At 36.9% G+C, this 23,734-nt stretch carries 25 protein-coding genes and 2 pseudogenes; all 27 read left to right on the forward strand.

The features are described 5' to 3' along the window. The first annotated feature begins 599 nt into the window (after window positions 1-599). The 27 genes and pseudogenes from CNQ82_RS04210 (at window position 600) to CNQ82_RS04330 (ending at window position 23,689) form a co-directional block, all read left to right on the forward strand. A complete protein-coding gene (locus tag CNQ82_RS04210; protein WP_123145642.1) occupies window positions 600-962 on the forward strand; it encodes an HNH endonuclease in 363 nt (120 codons plus the stop codon). A 164-nt stretch (window positions 963-1,126) separates the two neighbouring features. Then, on the forward strand, window positions 1,127-1,597 hold the full coding sequence (locus CNQ82_RS04215; RefSeq protein WP_123144222.1) for a phage terminase small subunit P27 family: 471 nt from the start codon (window positions 1,127-1,129) through the stop codon (window positions 1,595-1,597). After that, window positions 1,590-1,979, forward strand: a pseudogene (locus tag CNQ82_RS04220) (terminase large subunit); the annotation flags it as partial. The gene CNQ82_RS04215 and the pseudogene CNQ82_RS04220, both read left to right, overlap by 8 nt. Window positions 1,980-2,100: 121 nt before the next feature. Continuing rightward, window positions 2,101-2,232, forward strand: a complete 132-nt coding sequence (locus CNQ82_RS13390; protein WP_276308809.1) for a hypothetical protein — start codon at window positions 2,101-2,103, stop codon at window positions 2,230-2,232. A gap of 186 nt (window positions 2,233-2,418) precedes the next feature. Further along, a pseudogene (locus CNQ82_RS04225) lies at window positions 2,419-3,789 on the forward strand (terminase large subunit); the annotation flags it as partial. A gap of 13 nt (window positions 3,790-3,802) precedes the next feature. After that, window positions 3,803-3,997: a hypothetical protein gene (locus CNQ82_RS04230; RefSeq protein WP_123144223.1), complete on the forward strand. Its 195-nt coding sequence runs from the start codon at window positions 3,803-3,805 to the stop codon at window positions 3,995-3,997. Further along, window positions 3,997-5,232: a phage portal protein gene (locus tag CNQ82_RS04235; RefSeq protein ID WP_123144224.1), complete on the forward strand. Its 1,236-nt coding sequence runs from the start codon at window positions 3,997-3,999 to the stop codon at window positions 5,230-5,232. Before CNQ82_RS04230 ends, CNQ82_RS04235 begins: the two co-directional genes overlap by 1 nt. Continuing rightward, window positions 5,219-5,776: an HK97 family phage prohead protease gene (locus CNQ82_RS04240; protein WP_123144225.1), complete on the forward strand. Its 558-nt coding sequence runs from the start codon at window positions 5,219-5,221 to the stop codon at window positions 5,774-5,776. Before CNQ82_RS04235 ends, CNQ82_RS04240 begins: the two co-directional genes overlap by 14 nt. Before the next feature lie 41 nt (window positions 5,777-5,817). Further along, window positions 5,818-7,179: a phage major capsid protein gene (locus tag CNQ82_RS04245; RefSeq protein ID WP_123144226.1), complete on the forward strand. Its 1,362-nt coding sequence runs from the start codon at window positions 5,818-5,820 to the stop codon at window positions 7,177-7,179. A gap of 18 nt (window positions 7,180-7,197) precedes the next feature. Beyond that, window positions 7,198-7,539 (forward strand): head-tail connector protein, encoded by a 342-nt coding sequence (locus tag CNQ82_RS04250; protein ID WP_123144227.1) that lies wholly within the window; start codon window positions 7,198-7,200, stop codon window positions 7,537-7,539. After that, complete coding sequence (locus CNQ82_RS04255) at window positions 7,529-7,858, forward strand: hypothetical protein (protein WP_123144228.1); 330 nt, start codon at window positions 7,529-7,531, stop codon at window positions 7,856-7,858. The genes CNQ82_RS04250 and CNQ82_RS04255 overlap by 11 nt, the downstream gene beginning before the upstream one ends. Beyond that, window positions 7,855-8,259 (forward strand): HK97-gp10 family putative phage morphogenesis protein, encoded by a 405-nt coding sequence (locus CNQ82_RS04260; RefSeq protein ID WP_123144229.1) that lies wholly within the window; start codon window positions 7,855-7,857, stop codon window positions 8,257-8,259. The genes CNQ82_RS04255 and CNQ82_RS04260 overlap by 4 nt, the downstream gene beginning before the upstream one ends. Window positions 8,260-8,263: 4 nt before the next feature. Continuing rightward, window positions 8,264-8,668 carry a hypothetical protein gene (locus CNQ82_RS04265; protein WP_123144230.1) on the forward strand — a complete coding sequence of 135 codons (405 nt, stop codon included), beginning with the start codon at window positions 8,264-8,266 and terminating at the stop codon, window positions 8,666-8,668. A 12-nt stretch (window positions 8,669-8,680) separates the two neighbouring features. Further along, complete coding sequence (locus CNQ82_RS04270) at window positions 8,681-9,307, forward strand: major tail protein (protein WP_123144231.1); 627 nt, start codon at window positions 8,681-8,683, stop codon at window positions 9,305-9,307. Between the two features lie 18 nt (window positions 9,308-9,325). Continuing rightward, a complete protein-coding gene (locus CNQ82_RS04275; protein ID WP_123144232.1) occupies window positions 9,326-9,511 on the forward strand; it encodes a hypothetical protein in 186 nt (61 codons plus the stop codon). Window positions 9,512-9,574: 63 nt separating this feature from the next. Beyond that, window positions 9,575-9,937 carry a phage tail assembly chaperone G gene (gpG, locus tag CNQ82_RS04280; RefSeq protein WP_123144233.1) on the forward strand — a complete coding sequence of 121 codons (363 nt, stop codon included), beginning with the start codon at window positions 9,575-9,577 and terminating at the stop codon, window positions 9,935-9,937. A 32-nt stretch (window positions 9,938-9,969) separates the two neighbouring features. Beyond that, a complete protein-coding gene (gpGT, locus tag CNQ82_RS13115; protein WP_002453521.1) occupies window positions 9,970-10,122 on the forward strand; it encodes a phage tail assembly chaperone GT in 153 nt (50 codons plus the stop codon). A 28-nt stretch (window positions 10,123-10,150) separates the two neighbouring features. Next, the gene (locus tag CNQ82_RS04285; protein WP_123144234.1) at window positions 10,151-14,830 is read left to right on the forward strand and encodes a tape measure protein; all 4,680 of its coding nucleotides are present in this window, start codon (window positions 10,151-10,153) and stop codon (window positions 14,828-14,830) included. Between the two features lie 2 nt (window positions 14,831-14,832). Beyond that, window positions 14,833-15,663, forward strand: coding sequence for a distal tail protein Dit (locus CNQ82_RS04290; RefSeq protein WP_123144235.1), 831 nt, complete (start codon window positions 14,833-14,835; stop codon window positions 15,661-15,663). A gap of 9 nt (window positions 15,664-15,672) precedes the next feature. Then, the gene (locus CNQ82_RS04295; protein WP_123144236.1) at window positions 15,673-18,204 is read left to right on the forward strand and encodes a phage tail tip lysozyme; all 2,532 of its coding nucleotides are present in this window, start codon (window positions 15,673-15,675) and stop codon (window positions 18,202-18,204) included. A 6-nt stretch (window positions 18,205-18,210) separates the two neighbouring features. Then, on the forward strand, window positions 18,211-18,735 hold the full coding sequence (locus tag CNQ82_RS04300; protein WP_123144237.1) for a hypothetical protein: 525 nt from the start codon (window positions 18,211-18,213) through the stop codon (window positions 18,733-18,735). A 14-nt stretch (window positions 18,736-18,749) separates the two neighbouring features. Then, on the forward strand, window positions 18,750-20,813 hold the full coding sequence (locus tag CNQ82_RS04305; RefSeq protein ID WP_123144238.1) for a tail fiber domain-containing protein: 2,064 nt from the start codon (window positions 18,750-18,752) through the stop codon (window positions 20,811-20,813). Beyond that, window positions 20,813-22,240 carry a BppU family phage baseplate upper protein gene (locus CNQ82_RS04310; RefSeq protein ID WP_123144239.1) on the forward strand — a complete coding sequence of 476 codons (1,428 nt, stop codon included), beginning with the start codon at window positions 20,813-20,815 and terminating at the stop codon, window positions 22,238-22,240. The genes CNQ82_RS04305 and CNQ82_RS04310 overlap by 1 nt, the downstream gene beginning before the upstream one ends. A gap of 11 nt (window positions 22,241-22,251) precedes the next feature. After that, entirely contained in the window at window positions 22,252-22,686 is a 435-nt protein-coding gene (locus tag CNQ82_RS04315; RefSeq protein WP_123144240.1) for a hypothetical protein, read from the forward strand. 3 nt (window positions 22,687-22,689) lie between these two features. Continuing rightward, a complete protein-coding gene (locus CNQ82_RS04320) occupies window positions 22,690-22,845 on the forward strand; it encodes an XkdX family protein (protein ID WP_123144241.1) in 156 nt (51 codons plus the stop codon). Window positions 22,846-22,863: 18 nt separating this feature from the next. Further along, window positions 22,864-23,304 (forward strand): hypothetical protein, encoded by a 441-nt coding sequence (locus CNQ82_RS04325; RefSeq protein ID WP_240624922.1) that lies wholly within the window; start codon window positions 22,864-22,866, stop codon window positions 23,302-23,304. Continuing rightward, window positions 23,291-23,689: a hypothetical protein gene (locus tag CNQ82_RS04330; RefSeq protein WP_123144243.1), complete on the forward strand. Its 399-nt coding sequence runs from the start codon at window positions 23,291-23,293 to the stop codon at window positions 23,687-23,689. The genes CNQ82_RS04325 and CNQ82_RS04330 overlap by 14 nt, the downstream gene beginning before the upstream one ends. Window positions 23,690-23,734 lie beyond the last annotated feature (45 nt).

The following is a 23,734-nucleotide window of genomic DNA, read 5'->3' on the forward strand; positions in this document are numbered from 1 at the left end:
GGTTTTTACCTAGAGAAATAAAACAGGACGTGTCATTCTAAGATATGCATTTGATTAGATGCACGGTTCTTCAAACATACTATATTATACGAGGCACGTTACTTTTGTAGCGTGTCTTTTTGTATGCACCTATTTAATCTACCCACATAATAAGGACACACATATTAAAGGACACTACTTGTTAAGGTGCGGTGATTAAAGGTCTCTACATTCAAGAGTACCCTTTTAGGTCATACACTTTGAGTGTAGGCTTTAAAGGTCAATGCTTGAAGCAGAAGATTAACATACAACATTCATCATTCATTCTATTAACTTAAAAGGTTTCATTAGTTTAAGAGATTAATCGAAACAACAATTATTATTTATTATCAATTTGTTTGTTGTTTATTTGTTGTTTGTTATTTGTTAAGTGTTTCATTAATCATAAACTTTAGAGATCAATTTGCATTTGATTGATGAAACATTTTCTAAAGTGAAAGACAAAATGATTTGAGATTATAATTTCTTATTTTGTTTTGTCTTTTATTTTTTATTCTTAAATTGATTTGAGTTTCTTTGTTAAGAAATGAAAGATGAAAAGTTAATTGAAAGAAGTTGAAATGAATTTGAGTAATTTCAAAGTTCCAAAAGTTAGATTAGGAAACAGAACTTATAGTCAAAGCGAGCTACAAGACTATAGGAAAGCCAATACACAAAGGTATAACCAAGAGGTTAGGCACAATAAGCACAATAGTGAGTATACAGCATTCTACAATAGCACACAGTGGCGTAAACTACGTCAACAGGTGTTAATGCGTGATAACTATCTTTGCCAACATTGCTTGGCTGAAGGCGTTGTGAATGACAAGAATTTAATTGTCCATCACAAGATTGAATTGAAACGGGATTGGTCGAAAAGACTGGATATGGATAATTTAGAGGCAGTATGTTTTAGCTGCCACAATAAAATTCACGGCAGATAAAATTTTGAAGTTTTATTTTTTGAAATTATTTTTTGGAAAAATATTTTTTGCGGGGTGAAGAAAAACCGGGTGGGTGTTGAGAGAACGCTGAAAACGAGCCGGCCTTAATTTCGCCCGATTTCCCGAAACTGACCGTTGTAATATTACAAAAAGGAGGTGGTCAGATGGCTAGACCACGCAAATTGAATCTTCAAAAGCAGGGACACCGTACCAAAGAAGAGCTACAAGAAGCCGAAAATGTAGAAAACGGACTTTATGAGTTCGAACAGATTAATACGGAAAATCTGCCGGAAGATTTAACCGAAGGTGCTGCTAAGGAATGGTTACGCGTTGTCCCTCTCTTACAACAATTGCCGATTGCTGAACTAGATTATGGTTTAATTAAAAAATATTGCCAGTTAGTCGACATCAGCGATGAAGCATATCAAGAAATGCAACAAGTGGGGACGTATCAACCAGATAATCACCGAAAAACTGGACCATATGTCACATTCATGGATACGACAAGGGAGATTATAAGCATATGCGGCAAGTTAGGAATGACAATTGACAGCCGTATGCGTTTAGTTGTCCCTGTTGAAAAGGATAAAGCTAAATCAGTTTACGATGAGTTTGGTGTTGATGAAGATGACTAATGTTAAAATACCCAAAGCATATGAAAATCTTCTCAATATACCGAATGAATTAAGAGATGACGCATACAAATATTGCGTTATGGTTCTGTCCGGTGCATACATTACATGTAAGGACACTAGACTTGCTTGTATTCGTCATTTAAAAGACATACAACGTTCATTAGAAAATGATAAATGGAATTATACCTATAAGCCTAAACGTGCTAAAAAGGTCATTAAATTCATGGAGACATTACCCGATACAAAAGGTAAAATTCATAAACTAACTTTGTTCCAAAAATTCATAGTTGCCAGTGTCAGAGGTTGGTTCACTAAAGATAAAGATATGTTGAGATTTAAAAAAGCGTTTATCTCAATGGCTAGAAAGGGCGGTAAAAAATTGCCTGGTTATATAGAAATATATAACTGTAATCGGGGAAAATCGGTAGAAATCTAAAGAAGTAGTTATATATGATAGTCTGAACGAATGTTGTGAGGAATTAGGTTTATGCAATACGTCTCCAATGACTTATAAATTGTTAAAAACTAATGAGCCTTACAAATTAACACCTTATGCGCTAAGAGATAGAAAAAGATTGAAAGAATTAGAAGGACTTACTTTAGAATATTTAGACAATACCGAGGTAACTAAATAGATTAAAAAATATTTAGTACCGTAGAGCATAGGAGTTGAACCTATGCTTTTTGTTTGGTCAAAAAGTATAGAATATAATACTTCCACGAGGTCCCGACATCTTAACAAAGCAAAGATGAAAATATATGCCGAACTTACTGGCGACAGTAAGAAGTAGATGATAAAAAACTTCTACGATAACAAATTGAAATCCCTTTTAGTAAGTGGGCTTGTCCTTTATTCATTTTTATTCGATAGAGAACCGGCAGAAGGTAGACAAATCTTTTGTGCAGCTAATGACAAGAAACAAGCAAGCGTTGTATTCAACATGGTAACCAAACAACTCATGCATTTAGTATCGAAAGTACCAGAGTTGAAGAAAGATGTGAAAAAAGTACGTGAGTTGCTTAATAACTTGCGTGATGACTCTTTCGTTATGCCACTTTCACGTGATACAAGTGCCGTCGATGGTTTCGAACCGTTCCTAGCTGTTATTGATGAATATCATGCAGCTAAGACTGATGAAATGGTAGAACTTATTCAATCCGGTCAAGGTAACTTATATCAATCACTTATATTCATCATCAGTACCGCAGGGTTTAACTTAAATTCACCGATGTTTGTAAATGAATGGCCTTACGCCAAAGATATTTTAGCTGAAGTTTATGAAGACCCAGAATACTTTGCAATCATCTATGAACAAGATTCGGAAGATGAATGGCAAGATAAAACAACATGGGCCAAATCTAATCCGTTAATCAATGAATCAGACGAATTGAAAGAACAAATCGAAGAATATTTAGAAAAACGTGTAGCAGAAGCTAACAAAAAAGGTTCTATGTTCAAAGTTCTTGTTAAAAACTTTAATTATTGGTTGCAAGCAAGTACAGAGTCTTACTTAGATTTCAATGATTGGAAGAAAAACGAAACAGACTTTGATATACACGGTTCGAAAACTTATATCGGTTTAGACTTATCGCGTGCTGATGACTTAACCGCAGTATCGTTCATTCATCTTGATGAAGGTAACCAGCAATATTATGTAACCAGTCACTCATTTGTTGCTACAAAAGGTGGATTGGAAGGCAAGATTGATAGAGACTTTATCGATTACAGACAACTTGCAGAAAATGGTTATTGTACAATCACTGATTTGCAAAGCGGGATTATCAATACCGACCAAGTTTTGAATTACATCGAAGATTATATCAATCAATACAATTTAGATGTGCAAGCGGTATGTTACGACCCTTATTCAATACATGGCGTTATTGCAGAGATTGAACGTCGTGACTGGCCGTATGAATTAGTGGAAATCAGACAAGGACCGCAAACGTTATCCAATCCGATATTGGATTTCAGATTAAAAGTGATTAATGGAGAGATTAAACATCACAAAAACCCATTGCTAGACATTGCAATTAAAAATGCAGTGGCTAAAGATACTAATGACTCATTAATGATTGAGAAGAAAATGAACAGAGAAAAGATAGACCCATTAATGAGTTCAATATTCGCTTACGTGATAGCGAGCGAACATGAATGGAACACAGAAACTTTAATGCCGCTATTTTTATAAGGGAGGTGCAGCGATGAAAAAATTCTTATATGCGCTTGTAGTCATACTGTTATTCGTTGCGGGGTTAATAGGGCTATTCTACGGCTTGTTTATACTTTGGCAACCTTTAGCTTATATCATTGGCGGATTGTTGCTCATTGGTCTCTCTGGCGTTTTAAATCAAGCATATGATAATACCTCTATGAGTCGGAAAGGGGGTGACAGTTAATGCCGTTACTTGATTTAGGATTTACAAGCAAGCAGGAAAAGATGAATAGAGATTTAGAGCGACTGTTGTATTGGCAAGAACATGGTACACATGCCAGCTATGTTGGTATAAATGCGTTGCGTAACAGTGATGTATTTACTGCGACACGTATTATATCTGCAGACATTGCAAGTACCAAGTTGAAAGTTAAAGGTCACGAAACAAATACAGTGATGGACCAAATACTGGATCTATTTAATAACAATCCGTATTCGGACTTACCGGGTTGGCACTTTAAGTTTATAATCATCGCGAATATGCTGCTTAACGGTCAATCTTTTGTTGAAATTGTGCGTGACAAAAATGATTTTCCCGTTGGATTCCACTTCTTACATAACGACTTAGTAGGAATTGAGGAAAAAGACGGTGAAATTATTTACAACGTAAGTGAAGATGTGGAGGGTAATGCCGTTAAGATAACAAGTGATGATATATTACATTTCAGATATATCACATTAGATGGATATGTAGGATACAGTCCGTTGTATGCACTAGCACATGAGATTGGCATTTCTCAAGGTTCTAAGAGCTTCCTGCGTAACTTCTTCGATAATGGTGGGACTTCGACATCAGTATTGAAGTATAGAAAAGGGCAAATCAACGCTGAACAATTAAGAGACTTGAAAAAGAATTTCTCAGAAAGCCAATTAAAAAACAATGGTGGCTTAGTTGCTATCGACGACACAATGGAATTCAGCAGATTGCAAATTCCTACCGAAGTATTGAACTTCTTAAATAGTTATAAGTTCAGTACATCTCAAGTTGCTAAAGCATTCGGTTTGCCGGTATCTAAACTAGGTATTGAAACAGTCAATACATCTATTACACAAGCAAACTTAGAGTATTTGCAAAGTACATTAGACCCAATATTCAAAATGATGATTGCAGAGCTTGAGACGAAGATATTCAAGTTTATCGATTCTGGATATGAATTAGAGTTTGACTCATCACGTCTTATTGATATTGACCCAGAACTACAATTACAACGTATTACTGAATTGCATGGTAAAGGGATTATATCGACAGACGAGGCAAGAAGTGTATTTGGTTATCAACCTATTGAACATGGTGAGCAACCATTGGTTGACCTTAACAGAGCGCCTCTTAACACATTAGAAAATTATCAAAAATCAAAAATTGACAAAGAAGTCGAAAAGAACTCCATTAAGGGAGGTGATGAGTATGACGAACAGTAATGTTGACACTGGACAACAAGACATGGTTGTTGAAGGGTATGCAATTATCTTTAATTCAATGAGTGATGACTTGGGTGGGTTCAGAGAAATTGTAGCGCCTAACGCCTTAGATGGTGTAGATGTAAGTGACGTCAAATGTTTAATCAATCACGATTTCAGCTATGTTATAGGTCGAACACAAGCAGGAACGCTTGAGTTACAAGTGGATGAAAAAGGATTGTACTTTAAATGCCACTTACCTAACACATCTTATGCCAGAGATATTTATGAAAATATTAAAGCGGGCAATGTAAACCAGTGTAGTTTCTTCTACACATTACCACCTAACGACGCAGCAGCTCGCACATTTCAAAACATTGATAATGAGTACGTTCAAACCATAAATAAAATCGATGAACTTATTGAGGTCAGTATTGTTACAGTGCCGGCCTACAAAGATACATCGGTTGAAGTCGGTCAACGTGCAAAAGATTTAAAGAAATTTAAACAGTTGGAACAAATGAAAATCGCGTTAGACATAGAAAGCCTTCGTTTTGAAACGTAAGGCTATTTTTTATGCACAAATTTAACAAGGAGTGATATTGCATGGCCAATTTAGATGAGCGCAAAAAAGAAATTGCTAGTTTGATTTCTAAAGCGCAAGAAGCAGTCGAAAAGGGCGACCTCGAAACTGCTCGTAATTTAAAAGCTGATATTGATGCACAGAAAAAAGAATTTGAAGAACTCGAACAGCTTTCACAAGAAATTGAAGCATCAGCACCTAAGTTAGAAGAAACACCACCTCAAAGTGAAGGTGCAGAAGTCGAAGATAACAAAGGTGATAAAACTGGAGAAGGGTCAGAAAGTAAACCATCTGACGACAAAGAGGAGAAACCGTCAGACGAAGAAAAAGCTGATGATAAACCGAAACCAGATGGGCCACCTGAATCTGAAGAAAAACCAGAAGCACCTGCTATTGAAAAGGTGGAAGAACCTACGGAAGAAGAATTAGAAAAAGAGAAAGACAAAAAGAAAAAAGAAGGAGCGAAACGTTCTATGGCGAAATTAAATCAAAATCCAGAAGAAAGCCTAGAAGTACAAGGCTTTGAAGAATACATGAAATCAAAAGGGGCAAAACGTGACAACGTTAAATCTGATGACGTTGGTGTGACTATTCCAGAGGATATTAAATATATTCCTGAGAAAGAAGTTAAAACAGTACAAGACTTATCAGAATTGGTACAAAAAACATCAGTATCAACTGCAAGTGGTAAGTACCCAATCTTAAAACGTGCTAACGCTAAATTCAACACTGTTGCTGAATTAGAGAAAAACCCAGAGTTAGCTCGTCCAGAATTCGAAACGATTGCTTGGGAAGTAGACACTTATCGTGGATCTATTCCAATCTCACAAGAAGCATTAGACGATTCAGTTGCTAACTTAACTGCTATTGTGTCTGAAAACATCAACGAACAAAAAATCAATACTTTAAACGAACGTATTGGTGAAGTATTAAAATCATTTAATCCATCTTCAATTTCTGATGTGGACGACTTAAAAGCAATCATCAACGTTAAATTAGATCCTGGTTACGATCGTCAAATCATCTGTACACAAAGTTTCTATCAAAAATTAGATACTTTGAAAGATGGTAACGGTCGTTACTTATTACAAGATAGCATTATCAATACTGCAGGTAACACTGTATTAGGTATGAACGTAACAGTAGTTCGTGACGACCTATTAGGTGCTAACGGTGATGCTAAAGCTTTCATTGGTGATGTAAAACGCGGCGTTCTATTTGCAGACCGTACAGACGTGTCAGTGCAATGGATTGAAAACGAAATCTACGGTAAATACTTGATGGGTGCTTTCCGTTTCGATGTAAAACAAGCTGATAAAAATGCTGGATTCTTCGTAACATTTGAAGATGCAGCAACAGAACCTAGCGGAGATTTAGGAGCATAAGTAAAGTAGGTGATTTCAATGTTCAAAATAGATAACGTTGAATCCATTAAGCAAGCAATACGCGTTGATCACGATTTTGATGATGATTTAATCATGGAAGTATATTTGCCGGGTGCAATTAACGAGATTAAAACAGCGGTATCTTTAGAGGAAAAAGACCAACCTTTTTATGAAAACAATGGGGTGTTTAATCTTGCTGTTTTGAATGTTATTGCGCATCATTATGATAACCGTTCCACTACTTCCAATGAACAGGCGTTTGAAGTGCCTGACTCTTCCATAAAACTCGTACAAACTTTAAGAAGCAACTTGGCTAAATGGCGTAAAGATAACATCGAGGTGATAGCCGATGAATCTTAACCAATTAGATTACAGAGTTACGTTTTACGAGAGTACAAATGATGGACCGGAAGCGGGCATGGATACTTTACAGCAAGTATACAGTTGCTTTGCTGGATTATATGAGCCTACGCAAAAAGATGTTCAGTTAGGTAATTTAGAGCTTAGCAAAAGGTCGGTCACATTAAATATTAGAAATGCGCAGCCTCAATTCATACCCAGCGTTAATCAAACGTTTGAAATAAAAAATGGTATGTATGCAGGGTTGTTTTTTAATGTCAAAAATGTGGCGCCTGCTAAGTCACCTAACTACGTCAAAGTCGTAGGTGAAGAACAATGACGGTAACAGTTAAAGGTGATAAAGAAATAATCGCTTATTTAGAAAAGAAATACGGTAAATCTGCTACAAAGCGCATAACAGACTTTGCACTAACTAAAGGTGGACAGAAGGTTGCTCAAATAATCAAAAACAACATGAAGTCATTCAAAGATACCGGCGAATCTGTCGAAGAAACGACAGTATCAAAACCTATGACGATAAATGGTGTACGCACAGTGAAAATCCATTGGCGTGGGCCTAAACAACGTTATAGAATTATCCACTTAAACGAATATGGTCACTTTGACCGTGCTGGTAAGTGGGTTAATACAGCTGGTAAAGGTGTTATCGAGAACGCTATGCGCGAAGGCAGAGAAACGTATTTTAGAACAGTTAAAGAAGAAATAAGAAGGAGGGTGTAACTTATTGGACGACATCACAATGAAGATATACCAAGCGATTATAGATAACAAAGAAATTATGGAGCATGTTCCTAAGAACAATATAAAGTTCTTCGATTATCCCAACGCACAAGAAATCAAAGATGTAGTGATTGTTATAGATCCATTAGATACACCTACACCTTCTGATTTTGCAGACAACGATAACCTAACTTACGAATTTTTTTATCAAATAGATGTATTTGTAAAACAAAAGCAAGGCGTAAACGGACGAGTCCTATCAGATAGGCTCGTTTTTTTATTGCAAAGAATTATGTGGGAAGAATTGGGATTTGGTGAAACGTCCTCAATGAAACCCGAATATATCAAAGATTTCAATATATACCGACAAGCGAAAAGGTTTGAAGGCAAACAATATTACAAAATTTAGGAGTGTTTTAATATGGCAGAGAAAAACTACCGTTCATTTACAGGATTAACAGAGTTTTATTACAAAGTTCACGGTGAAGATGTACAAACTGTTGCAGACCCGGAACGCATTAAATATTTACAAGAAATTTCAGTATCAAAAGACCAAGACATTGAGAAAGCATATGGTGATAATGTAGTAGCTGAGATGGCAATATCTAATGGCACAATCGAAGTAGAAGCTGGTTTCCATAAATTACCATTAGAGGACAGAGTTGCATTGTTCGGATTAGAAAAATCAGAGGACGGCATCGTGTCAGTTGGTAACGATACACCACCATATGTAGCTGTTATGTTTGCGAAAACTATGGAAGATGGTTCACGTGAATATGTTGGATTACCTAAAGGACTATTCACATTCCCTGAATTAGAAGGTAATACAAAAGAAGATGGCGTAGAATTCAGTTCTGATTCTACTACTGCAGAATTCATGCAAGCTAAAGTTAAAGGCTTCGAAGAAGAAAAAGCGATGTTGTTAGGTCATGATGCTAAAGGCACAACGGTTATGAAAGATGCTATCTGGGAAGCTATCTTCGGCGAATCTGCACCAAGCAGCGACTCTGAAGAATCTAGCGACCCAGTATCAGATTTAGGCGCGTAATAAACAGGAGGTTTAATTATGGCTAAAAAGAAATATGAAGTGTTACACAAATTCATTGATTTAGAAGATAAAAAGAAAGTTTATAATGTCGGAGATTCTTACCCTAAACCAGCAAACAAAAAGGTATCTGATGAGCGACTATTAGACCTTTCTACAAGCGACAACAAACGTGGCAAGGCTTTAATCAAAGAAGTAGAAGAATAACAACCATTGAGGGCCTAGTGCCCTCTTTTTATTTACATTCCAAAAACAAAGGAGAAATTAAATATGACAAAACGTAATTTTATTAAATTAGTACAAGTAGACAAAAAAGGTAACGCAGTAACAGATACAGAAGGCAACGCGAAATATGATACATTCATTACTCCAACACAAATTCCATTTAGAAAAATCTATGATGCTGCGAATTTAATGGATGGCGCATCAGACGAAAATACTTCCGCACAAGAAAACATCGACCAAATGCTAGATATGGTCGTAGACATTTACAATAACCAATTTACTAAAGATGACTTATTAGACAGATTACATGCACCCGATGCAGTAGAAGAATTACAACAACAAATTCAATTCGTCGCACAAGGACAAATGGACGAAGAAAGAAAAAAGGAACTAGCACGAATCATCTAAAATCCATTTCCTACAAGGAACATAAAGAAAACATGAAGAAACTCATGCTGCAAATGATGAAGGAAGGCGGCAAAGATATTAACGATATTTTAGATATGCCTTTCGCTTTCTTCATGGAATTAGTTGACGAAAGTAATAAGAAAAACGTCAAGAAAACAAACAGTATGATTGATGCGTTCATGTAATACATCTTATAAGCAAGGAGGTGGAGTGATGGCAGAAAGAATTAAAGGGTTGCAGATTGACCTCTCCATGAAGGATATGGGGGTCAGCAAAACAATAGCCGCCATAAAGCGTGAGTTTAGGTCTTTAAACTCTAGTTTGAAATTATCTAGTAACAACTTTAAATATGGCGAAAAGAGTGCATCTTCTTATAAAGAAAGAATGAATGATCTCGACAAAGCTATTAAAGTTGGTACATCAAATTTAGATGAACTAGAAAAGCAATATAACGAAACATCAAAAGCTCAAGGCGCAAACAGTGCTAAAGCTGTTAGATTGCAAACAGAGTATAACAAACAAGCTAACGCTATAAATGCTATGAAAGACGAATACGGTCGTTTAAATCAGTATTATAAAGAAAATTTTTCAATGGCTGGTCGGCTTAGCAACTCATTTAAAAATATAGGAAGTAGCATGCAAGGTGTAGGGCAAAAAGCACAAGATGTAGGCAGCTCACTGACAAGTAGCATTACTAAACCAGCATTAGTTGCCGGAACTGCTATGGCTGGTATTACAGCTAAACTGGGATTCGATAGACTTGTCGGCTTAGATAGTGCTAAAGCTAAACTTGAAGGACTGGGTTATTCAACTAAAGAAGTTGGTTCGATTACCGACCAAGTAGCGAAAGCTATCGAAGGCGGTATGACAACTATGGCAGAAGGTACTGACGTTGCAGCCGGTGCATTAGCAGCAGGCGTAAAAGAAGGTAAAGACTTAGAAAAATACATCAAGCTCGTTGGTGATGCCGCAGTCGGCAGTAACAGACCTGTTTCTGAAATGGCTATGATATTCAACCGTGTACAAGGGCAAGGTAAGCTCATGACAGAAGAGTTGAATATGGTTGAAGAAGGCATGCCTGGATTTAGTAATGCTATGGCTAAACATTTAGGCGTTTCTTATGATGCATTTAGAGAAATGGTCACTAACGGTGAAGTCAGTTCGAAAGAGTTTTTAACTGTAATGGACGACTTCGCAGGTGGTATGGCTGGAGCTTATTCTAAGTCGTGGCAAGGTATGGTACAAAATAGTAAGGCTTACATTGGGCAAATTGGTGAGGCTTTCCTTAGCAGTACCTTCCAAAAAGCTAAAGGCGGATTACATGAGTTTGAAAAAATGCTCCAATCTCCCGGCGCTAAACAATGGGCAGCTGAAACTGGCGAGAAATTAGGTAACACTTTAGAATCAATCGGCAATGGTATTAAGGGGCTAATTAATTGGTGGCAAAGTTTAGATGGATCTACTCAAAAAACGTTAGGTGGCATTGTTAAATGGCTAGGTATCACTTTAATAACGATGGGACCAGTTTTAACCATATTCGGTAAAATGGTGAGTACCATTGGCGGCATGTTTAGCGGTATGTCTACTCTGATACAATTCTTCATCAGACACAACGCTGCAGCTAAAATATCGGCTGCATCACAAGCTGTATGGAATGGCGTTACTGCTACCGCTCGTGGTATAGCGAATGGATATAGGTATGCGATGGCTGCATTATCCACTTCTCAAACAATACAGGCAATTAAATCTAAAATTGCAGCGGCGGCTATGACTGTTTGGACTGGTGTAACTAAAGCGGCAGCATTAGCAACTAGAGGTTTAGGACTAGCAATCAGATTTATGACAGGACCGGTGGGAATAGTTATCACTGTAATCACTGCACTGGTAGGGGCTATTGTTTACCTTTGGAAAACAAACAGTACATTCAGAAATGCAGTTATCAGTATTTGGAATTCAATTAAAAATTCCGCGATAGCCATATTTGGATTTTTGAAAAAATATATTGTTGGTGTTTGGACTATTGTAAAAACATCTACAATAATCATATGGAATGCTATTAAGGGAAGCGCTATAACAATATGGAATGCTATTAAATTTGCTATACAGCACCCTATACAAGCGTTGAAAAATGTCTTATCAGCTTTATGGAACGGCATGAAGAATGCAGCTATCAAAATATGGACTTTACTTAAAAATGGCGTAATCGCAATAATTAAAGCTTATGTAGCACAAGTCAGATCTAATTTCAATTTAGTGAAAAGAATTGTATTGACTGTATTCAATGCTATCAAATCTTTCTCTATCAAAGTTTGGAATGCTATTAAAAACGGTATACTCAACATTGTCAGAGGGTTAAGAAATGGTATTGCAAACATATTCAAAGCAATTAAAAATACTGTGATTACTATATTCAACGCTGTTAAAAACTTCTCTATCAAAGTTTGGAATGCTATTAAAAACGGTGTTATAAACCGAGCTAAAGGACTTTGGAACGGAGTTAAAGCTGCATTCAACGCGCTTAAAAAAGGTACAACTGCGATATTCAATGCGGTTAAAAACTTTGCGTTGAAAGTATGGACCAACATTAAAAATAGCGTCGTAAACCGAGCTAAAGCCTTATGGTCCGGTGTTAAAAATGCATGGAATAACCTTAAAAACGGAACTACTAAAACATTCAAAGCAGTAGGCAGTTTCATGAGTTCTAAATGGAGTAGTATTAAATCCGGAACAGTAAATAAAGCTAAAGGACTTTGGTCCGGTGTTAACGGTGCTTGGGGTTCTTTATCCAAAGGCACACATAAAACGATGAATGCTATCGGCGGTTTCATGAGTAAGAAATGGAAAGGTATTAAAAGCGGCACGATCAACCTAGTTACCACAATGAAAAATAAAGTAACTGGCGTCATGGACAAAATGGGTACTGCTATTAAAAACGTTACCGGTAAAATCGGCGGATTCTTCGGTGGAATGATTAAAGGTGTTAAAAAAGGCTTAAATACACTTATCAAAGGTGTTAACTGGGTCGGCGATAAACTAGGCATGGAAAAATTACCAGATGTTAAATTCCATACTGGTACTGAATCAACCCACACACAAAAATTTGTTACTAACGGCAAGATTAATCGTGATACCTTCGCCACTGTCGGAGATAAAGGTCGCGGAAATGGTCCTGGAGGCTTTAGACACGAAACAATCATACCTCCTAAAGGTAAACCGTTTATCACTCCAGGTAAAGATACAACAATGCCATTATCAAAAGGTACTCGTATTTTAAACGGAGCACAAACTCACAGTTTGCTTGGAGGACCACAATTTAATAGCGGCACAATACCGAAATTTAATCTAGGTACAACAGTTGCTAAATTACTTGGCGGTGGTAAAAAGCCGAAAAAACATAAAAAAAATGACAGTTTAGTGGGTGACATAGCTCAAAAAACTAAAAACGGCGTTAAAGCTATGACTGGTAAAGTTGTAGAAGGTGGAAAAGCTGTTGTTGATAATGCATTAAGTACTGCCAAAAAAGGCAAAGATTGGTTATCTAATAAAATTGGCGATGTACTAGATTGGATAGAAAAGCCAAAAAAATTATTAAAAAAAGTATTTGAAGGTTTCGGTATTAACATGTCTTCATTTGGCATACCTGAAGGTGCAAAATTACCGTTTGATCTTATGAAAGGTATGTTTACAAAATTAAAAGAAGCAGCCGTTGATAAAATAAAAGAATGGTTTGAAGAAAGTGGCGATGGCGAAGGCGGCTGGGTAGACATTTCTAAAGGAGTAAACTTTCCATTTAGTCCGAACGGTAAAGCACCTGGCTATCCGTTCAACAGCCCTCACTTCGGTGTCGATTTAAACTATGTATACGATAAGCTTTACTCAACGCATAGTGGTAAAGCAACAGCAATCCCAGACGACGGCAGCGGATTCGGTAATCACATGAGCATTAAAAACGGTGCGTTAGAGATTATCTACGGACATATGAGTAAACTTGCTTGGAAAGGTACGAAAAAAGTACATCCCGGTTCTTATCTTGGCGTGTCAGGTAACACAGGACGTTCTTCTGGTCCTCACTTACACTATGAAATGAGAAAAAATGGTAAGCCTATTGACCCAATGCCATTCCTTAAAAAACAAAGTAAGGGTGGCGGTAAATCTGGTGGCTCAAAAGCTGCAAGTAAATGGCGCCCTGAAATTATCAAAGCTTTAAAAGCTAATGGATTACCAACAAGCAGTAGATACGTTAATGCTTGGATTAGACAAGTTCAAACAGAGTCTGGCGGTAATGCAGGAGCTAGACAACAAGTCCAAGATGTAAACAGTGGTCCGAATGCTGCAAAAGGATTGCTACAAGTTATCCCTACAACATTCGCAGCCAATAAATTACCAGGTCACGGAAACATCATGAGTGGTTTAGACAACGCTATGGCAGCAATGAATTACGCTAAAAAACGTTATGGTAAATCAGGAATGTTGCGAGTTATCGGTCACGGTCACGGTTATGCCACAGGCGGATTAATCAATTCATCTGGCTGGTACAATCTTGCAGAGGGTGGTTATCCGGAATTTGTGATTCCTACTGACCCATCTAAAACCAGTGACGCGATGAAACTACTTGCCATTGCATCTGAGCGCGTTTCTCAGCGTGCTAAAAACAATAAACGCCCTAATCAAATGCGTGTACCAAGCCAAAATAACAATCAAGATGCGAACATGATAGAAATGATGGCTCAACAACTAGAAGCAACACAAGAACAAAACGCATTATTAAAACAATTATTAGCAAGCAACAGAAATATTGAAAACCAACCGAAAGGCTTCAATACTGATGATGTTAATAAAGGCTTAGGTAAACGTGCAGAGATGATGGCGTATAACCTAGGAGGTGCATACTAAAATTGAAAAAAGAAGTTAAGCTATTTAATGATGATGTAAGCGAAACGATTACAGATATACCTAATTTGAGGTTTTTAGACTTCGAAGAAGAAGGGGTAGAAGTACAAGCTAACACACTTGAAGTAAAAGGAACAGATGGTGTGCTATTAGGGCCGACAACGTTCGGTCCTTTTAATTTAGTTTTAAACTTTTCATTCAAAGGTGAAGACACACGAGATTTAAGATTGTTGAAACAGAAACTTAGAAATTTATTTTTCAGACGAGAACCTTATTATATCTGGCATTCAGACATGCCGGGCAAAAAATACGCAGTATATTGTGAAAGTAATGAAAATGAAGATTTAACCAATTCCTTTGCAACATTCAAAGTAACCTTTGTTGTTTATAAAGGTTATTCAGAATCAATAGACGATACAAGCCAATTCAGTTTAAGTAATGGACGTTGGCAATTCGAATCTGGCGTTTTAGCAACACCGGACGTTCATTATTCTCACGATCATACGGCTTTTAGAATCTATAACGGTTCAAGCGATACAGTCAACCCGATTATGCGTCATAATTTCAAACTTATTATTCATGCGGCAGCACCTAAAGGGTTGAAGATAACCAATACAACTACCGGCGATGTATTCGAGTACAAAGAGCCTTTAAATTATGCCAATGAGTTGGTAATTAACGGTGTACACCCATTTTTGGATAGAAAACAACGAGTCGGCAAATATACAAACTTCGAATGGATAACTTTAGCACCCGGATATAATCAAATTGTTATAACAGGTGAGAACATCAAAAAGGTGCAGACCGAATGGATATTCAACTTTATATATAGGTAGGTGAACATATTGAAAGACTTAGTTTTGAAGAATAAAAAAGGTACGTTTGCCGAAATATTAGTTGATTATGACTATGGTTCTTTTAAATATGAGTATGAACGTAACAATGAACGTTCAATTTCACTTACTGTATATAAAACAACAAGAAATGAGGATATATTCGACAACTTATTGAATGAAGCAATATTAGAATGGAAAGGCCAAGAATATGTTATTAAATCAACATCTATACAATATAACGGTGCTAATATCATCAATGAGGTAGAGGCTAAACATATATTTATGGAGTTTCAAGACCATTACGTCCCTAAAAAGCTAACGGAAGCAGACATAGATACAAGCGATGAAAGTGAAAAAACGTTAGAAAATGAAGATAAACCGACAACAGGCGGTGGGGTCATCGTTAAAGGCAACAGCGTTTCAGACCAACTATGGAATTATTTCATCAAAAAAGGATTAACGCCTTATCAAGTAGCAGGTATGTTAGGCAATGCAGAGGCAGAGTCCAACATGAATCCGGCTGCTGAGCAAGTTGTAGGGAATCCTAATTTAGGCGGTAAAGGATTATTCCAATGGGACGACCGTAAATTTAACTTATACCAATATGCTAATCAACGCGGTAAATCATGGACAGACGCACAATTGCAATTCGATTTCGCTTGGCAAGAATTACAAACAACAGAAAGTTACGCCTATAAAAAGTTGAAATCATCTAAAAATGTTACAGAAGCAGCACTCAATTTCCACAGATACTTTGAAAGAAGTGCAGATACACCGACGATGGAACAAAGACGCGTGACATATGCCCAAGAATATTTAAATAAATACAGTGCAAATGGCGGTGGTTCTGTTGAGTTCGATGGTAGTTGGATTGACCTATCAAAAGGAATCAATTTCCCGTTCGACCCTAATGGTTCTAACCCTTATTATCCTTTCGGTGGCAAGCACTTCGGTATAGATGTCAATTATATCTATGAACCGTTATATTCTACTATAAGAGGTAAAGCGACTGCAATTCCAGATGATGGTAGTGGCTATGGTAATCATGTGTGGATTAATAATGGCAAAGGTTTGGAAGTTATTTATGGGCATATGAGTTCATTAGCATGGATAGGAACAAAGAACGTCGTACCCGGTGACTATATCGGTGAGTCAGGGAATACTGGACGTTCAAGTGGCCCTCATTTACATTACGAGATGCGTCAAAATGGCGTAGCATTCGACCCACAACCGTGTTTAGAAAGCAACGCACATAACATCAAAGATGATGAAGTGGGTGAAGGACCGGACACAAGCGCACCGAGTGAAGAAGTGGACGATGAAGGTAAAGAGATAACAACGTACTCATTATATGAGTATCTGAAATATGGTTTCCAAGATAACAAAATAGGGTTTGATTTCAGAATTATCGGCGACTTTGACCAACGCATACCTATCAATGAATTAGGTGGTAAAAATGGTATGGAATACTTGATAGACGGCGTTGATATGTATGATTATATCTATTTCGCAGATAACAAGATGATTTATATCTATGACGAAGCAAGTTATTACAAGCAAGCCGATGAACCTATCATCTATAAGTACAACAATGATGAAATCAATGTAGCAACAAAAACAACGGAATTAAAAACATATATCCGAGGTTATGGCAAGAAAAAAACCAAAGCAGAAACTAAAAACTACAATCCTATCAAGCCTAAAGAACTTGATTATAGTGGCAAGTTTACCAAAGACGGAACATGGTACACCGAAGAAGTCGGCGCTTCATTTAATAAGAAATTCAAATGCAAGTGGGGAAAAGAAACGCTTGAATGGACGCTCAAAAAGATGTCTAAAGGCGGTATCATGACGATTTATGTTGATGATAAAGTGGTCGGCGATTATGAATGTTACAGTAAAAACTCTGAAACTGAAAAAATTATTATCGCTTCTAACTTAGAAAAAGGAGAACATACATTCAAAGCGGTATTCAAAAGCGGTATCAAAGGAGTGGACTACAAAAAGTCTAATCCAAGAATGTATGTGGGGACTGAAAAATCAACAGTCTTAAACCTCACAGCTAAAATGGAAGGCGATGATATATATCACACATTCGCAGAATATAAATCGCCGAACTACGATGATTTCGGGCATAAAGAAGCTAACACGCTATTTGATGACAAAATAACCGATAAAAAGGAACTTGAAAACAAACTTCAAGAGTCGTTGAACGATGAACCAGTCGTAGAGGTTTCGACCAACTATTTAGGTTTTACAGATTATGAAGAAAACAGCAAAGTACGATTTGTCCACAAACCTTTGAATTTCAATACTGATTTAAAGGTAATCAAGATGACTGTTCCACACCCGTTTGTTAATGAAAACGTAGAAATTGAGTTTACTAATTCAGCCAGTGACTTCATTAAAATGCATCAACAAATTACACGTAACATCAAACGTATGAATAGATTGAATAACAATACGCCTAAAGATCCAACACCGGCAATTACGCGAGTGGCTTCGGATTCAATCGGCAGTGTGCTTATAGATGAGGAGTGATAACGATTGGAAATCAAATATCCTTTAGATGAAAACCAAGAACAATATTTTGCAGCAACTCATAAAGAAGCTGTACAAGGCATTGACTTAGATGATTTGGAAAATAGCATTACAGGACTTCAAAACAACTTCAATAAGACTAATTCCGACATCAATGACTTAATGAATTTCAAAAATACTGTTATCGGCGATACTGGTTGGGTCAATATTCAAATGATACCCTCTGTTGATAATAATAGTAGGTTCGGAAATGATGGTTTCAGTAGCGCCATCCGAGAAATCAGGGTCGGTAATATACGAATGAAATCGGTAAGGCTAAACCTTTCTAAAGTTCCTCATGATGTGCAAATAGCACAGTTGCCGATTGGTTTCATTACTAAAAACCAATATTTTAATGCGGTTACAAATGGTAATGTTTATTCGATTAAAATAGCAATGGAAACAGACGGCAAAATAAGGACTTACATTAATAAAAACGACCAAAGCCGTACTGATTTATGGATATACCAACAATTTACATGGATAGAATAGAAAGGAATGATTGAATGTATTATACTAACCTCCCTGTTGAGTTAGGGCAAGAGTTTAGACAACAATCAATTCATAACTTCAAATGGTTGCTTGATAAGGTTAACGCCATTGATGAAACGATTGACAAACACAAATACAATACACGATATGCACACAATGCCAAAAACATTCTATATAGAAACGGCAGTGTAGACGTTGAATTGCATTACTTACGCAAATTAATTATTAACCTTGTACTCGGTCACAATGGCGATGGCATTCAAGAGTTAAGAGATAGCAGAACCGCTATTGACGGTACAAACTTCCCTCTCTTATCGGACAGACTCAAATACGACTTGCAAGTCATTGACCGCCGTATTGATAATGAAGTCGATAAGATTATGGAAACATTTAGCTACTATATCAATATTAGATCCATTGGCGCTATCGGCGATGGACAAACAGATAACACGGACTTGTTTAGTAAATTCAAAGCTAAGCAAGTCTATTTTGTTCCGGACGGTACTTATTTAACGCGTGAGTTTCCGGACGGCTTATTCTTTGGTTACGGCGAATTGAAAGTTAAGAATGAAATCGTTCCATTAGATAACAAAACGGCTCAACCTGTTAACGTTGATTACAACACGAAAAATAAAGAACGTTATTACAGTTGGGTAGCCGGTCAACAAGCCGGACGTAACCAGACTAAAGAAAGTTATTCTAATACAGGTGTCGGTTATGCCGTATTCAGAAACAACATCAAAGGCCGAAGATTAACCGCATTCGGTAAAGGTGCAATGTCAAACATGGTAGAAAGTTATTCTAATGACGCTTTCGGTTCAGACGCATTGGGTCAAGGTAAATTCGGACAACGTAATACGGCAGTCGGTGCCAACGCTTTAAAATGGGGTGGTGTGAATGACGCTATCTCAACATTGCATGACTTCTGGTTAGAAAAAGGCAGTAAAAACTTCGTGAATAGTTACTTCTTACCTAAATGGTCGGACGTTTGGCAATATTTAGGAACTGAATACCACCCTAACACTGATTTATACAGTTATAGTGATAGCGACTATATAAACAACGTGGGTGTTGGTCGTAATGCTTTAGTGCATATGATGAAAGGTATCGGAAACGTTGCAGTAGGTTATAACTCACAAGCACACACAGTAAAAGGCAGTGAAAATACCTCTATCGGTAACCGTTCATTACGTGATAACTTGTTAGGTTATCGTAATACGGCTCTAGGCTCATATGCTTCGGTCAATAACCTTACAGGCCAAGATAACGTAGCCATTGGTGCTAACAACTTGCAACAAACATTACACGCTAGCAACAATACCGCAGTCGGCTATGGTGCTATGCACTTCTTTAAAGATGATAAGAACAAAAATACCGATAGCACATACACTTATGGTTATCGTAATACCGCAGTCGGCACACAAGCTATGCAAGACGGTAAAAATTCAAGTTATTCCGTTATGGTAGGTAGTTATGCCGGTCGATTTGTCGAAGGTAATCATAATATCGGTGTTGGATCATCATCATTACCAGCCGTTACATCAGGACAGGAAAACGTAGGCGTGGGCTCAAATGCTTTGCGTGAAATCATCAAAGGTAAAAACAATACTGCACTGGGATATACTTCTGGTCCTGTCGGTGATTACAACAATACAACGAGTCTTGGTTCCAATGCTCATGCACTCGGGGATAATCAAGTACAACTTGGTTCGTCAGACGCTACTGTTTACGCACACAAAGAAATTCAACAACGTTCTGACAGACGTGATAAAAATAGTATTAGAGAAACACATCTCGGATTAGACTTTGTTAATAACTTGAAGCCGGTGGATTACAAATACAATAACAGTAATTCAGACCGTTACCACCACGGCTTTATTGCACAAGATTTGGAAGCGTTAAATAGTAAAGGCTATGATTTCGGTGGTATCGATAATCCTAAATATACAGGTGGGGAAGATGTTTACAGTGTAGGATATACAGAAATTATCGCACCACTTGTTAAATCAGTGCAAGAGTTATCAGAAGAAAACAAAGCACTGAAAAGCAGAATCGATAAATTAGAGGGGGCTAAATAATGGAGTTAAATAAAATAGCGAAATATCAAGCTAAGAACGAGCCTTATTTGCAGCCGATTTCTGATTTAGGAGTCGGCTTTTATAATTTGGACGAGAATACAGCTACGTTACAATTTCAAATTTATAATGATAATGGCCCTTTGCTTATTAGTGACGAAAATGTTGATGTACACGGTTATTTTGAATCCAGCAATGGCAGCGTATCGACAGTTCTTAAATTAAATGTAGTCGACGGTATGAATGGTATTGCGCAAATCACTTTAGATAAAGATTTTTTACAAGCAAGTACGTCGACACAAGTAACTGGTCAAATTTATGTGGCAGTCAATAACGTCACAGATAATCCAAACAATAATCAAACCGCAGTGTTAGGCGAGTTTAATTTTCAAGTGGCAGATGCTTTGATTAATAAAGTTTCATCATTTACTAAAGTTGAATATATCCGTATGTTTGACCAGCTGCGTGAAGAAATTAAGCAACGTACAAAAGAAATGGAAGATGATATAGGCAACATCAAAACACTTGTTAATGAAGTGAAAGATGCCGTTGCTGATGGTAAAGCAGATATTACTAAAGTTAAGAACGACTCAATCAGTGAGTTAGAAGATATTGCAAATACAACAAATACATCTGTCCAACAACAAGCAAGCCAAGCTATATCGGACATACAGTCAATTGTTGATGAATATACAACTAAATTAAATGATGAAACGAACGATAAGATAAATCAAGTCAATGAAGCAAGTGACAAAGTTTTAGCAAGTATTAAACAAAACGACGTAGTTACAACAGGTCAAACAGAGAATTGGCAAAAGCATAAATTTACTAATGATGACGGTTCAAGAAAGTATATACCTGGATTAGATTTATTAACTGCACCTCCCGGTTTATATGAAACTACAAATGCAATTAACGGTCCATTGAGAGATGATAAAACACCCGATCCGGGTTTTATTGAGGCAGACATTACTGTATCATCTTCCGGAAGAAGATTAATTACGGCAACAAGAAACAGTTTCAACAGAACATATGTCAAAGCCATTCACACGAATGGTTATGACACAGGTTGGAAAGAATTAACGAACGTTCAACTAGACACTGGTTGGGTTCCATTAACGTTAAAAAACAATTATAAAAAATCATCAACTCCAGACTTTGAACCATCTTATCGGGTCGTCGATAATGGCAATAACAAAAGAATATATATCCGACTGGGTGTAGAAAATTTGACAAATGGTAAAAACGTAGTTTCTTCTATTCCACCAGAGTTTGCACCAAACAAGATATATGGTTCAGGTGTATCTACAAACTCCAAGATACCGCCTAAAGTCATCATCAGTGGTGGCGATATTGAGTTTCATACCAATGAAGCAGACAGTTATTCAAGTACAGATTATATCATCTATCAAGATAACTGGATTATGTAAGGAGGGATAAGATGTTTAAACAGATTTTTGATAAAACAAACGGCATGCCTAAACTTATTCAGTCAGTATTAGATGAAGAAACAGGTGTCGAACGTTTTGTTTATGATGAAGATAAATACACCGAAGAAATGCCATCTAGCGAATTATACGAGCCAATCTCATACAAAAATGGAAAATGGCAAGGTGTTAGTTATGATGAGTGGAAATATAACCGTTCTGTCGAAGAAGACAACGAAGGGGAGACGCCATATAATCCAAGTGAGACGGAAGCGTTATTAGCACAAACTCAAATGCAGTTGGCCAAAACAGCAAACAGATTAGTACAATCAGAAACACAACAAGCCCAATTAACTATGGAATTAATGAAAAAAGAACAAAGATTAAATATTATGGAAGAACAGCAAGCAAAAACAATAATGGAAATTGCTAAATTGAAAGGGGAATAAATTATGTATCCGGGATTTAAAGCTATTAAATACTTTTACGATATTAACTGTTACACAAACGAGGATATTGCGACTTACGTTCAATTAAATTGTATCAATAAAGAAGAATATAAAAAAATAACAGGTGAAGAATACCCAGAAGAACCACAGGCTGAATAGCTTGTGGTTTTTATTTAAATGAAAGCAGGTGAACGCATGAACGAACACTTTACAATACGTGATAAACTAGCCACCTTATCTTTATTTGGATTAGGCGTGTTTGTAGATGTACGAGGCTTCTACTGGTTCACAAGCCCCGAAAATGTAATCAAAGAGAGCGCTTTTTACCAAGCGTTAAATAACGTTATGTCTATTTGGATTTGGGGTTTGTTATTGCTTATATTCGGTACTTGTCTGATTCTATCAAGTTTGTTTTTCGGCAAACGATCTGTGAATAATACTTCGGATTACTTTATGTTAATAGGTGGGTTAGGAAGCGCCATCATACACTTTTTAATGTCATCGGCCGCTGTGTATAACGCCCTTAATTGGCTAACCCCAGCGCAAATGCTTACCATGACAGCATGGCTTGGTTTTGTCGGTTTCTTAGGTGGTTTAGGTATCTATGGACGAAGATAAATATGTACTAAAACACGAGTGGGAAAAATCAAGGGGCAAAATACACGAACGCATAAACGAAGTAGATAAGAAACACACAGAAAACTTTAATAGTTTGCTGAATAAATTAGATAGACAGACATTGCTACAAGAAAAATCGTTCGAGTCACAAGCTAGGTCAGAAAAACACTTAGAAAAAATGAGTGAATCATTAGCAACGGTAGGCACTAGGGTAACTGATTTAGAATACGAAACGAAGGACCACGAAAAAGAAATCAAGAGTTTGCAAGGAATTGTAGAGGCAGAGGCAAAAGGTAACAGAGAAGTAATCGGCTACTGGTTAGGATTTGCAGGGGTTGTATTAGTCCCTCTTATCTCTTTGGTAGCAAACATCTTCTTTAAATAAGTCGGCACTTATGTGTCGTCTTTTTTTATTTTATTTGGAGGTTTT

This window comes from Staphylococcus debuckii, assembly GCF_003718735.1.
GTDB classification, from domain to species: domain Bacteria; phylum Bacillota; class Bacilli; order Staphylococcales; family Staphylococcaceae; genus Staphylococcus; species Staphylococcus debuckii.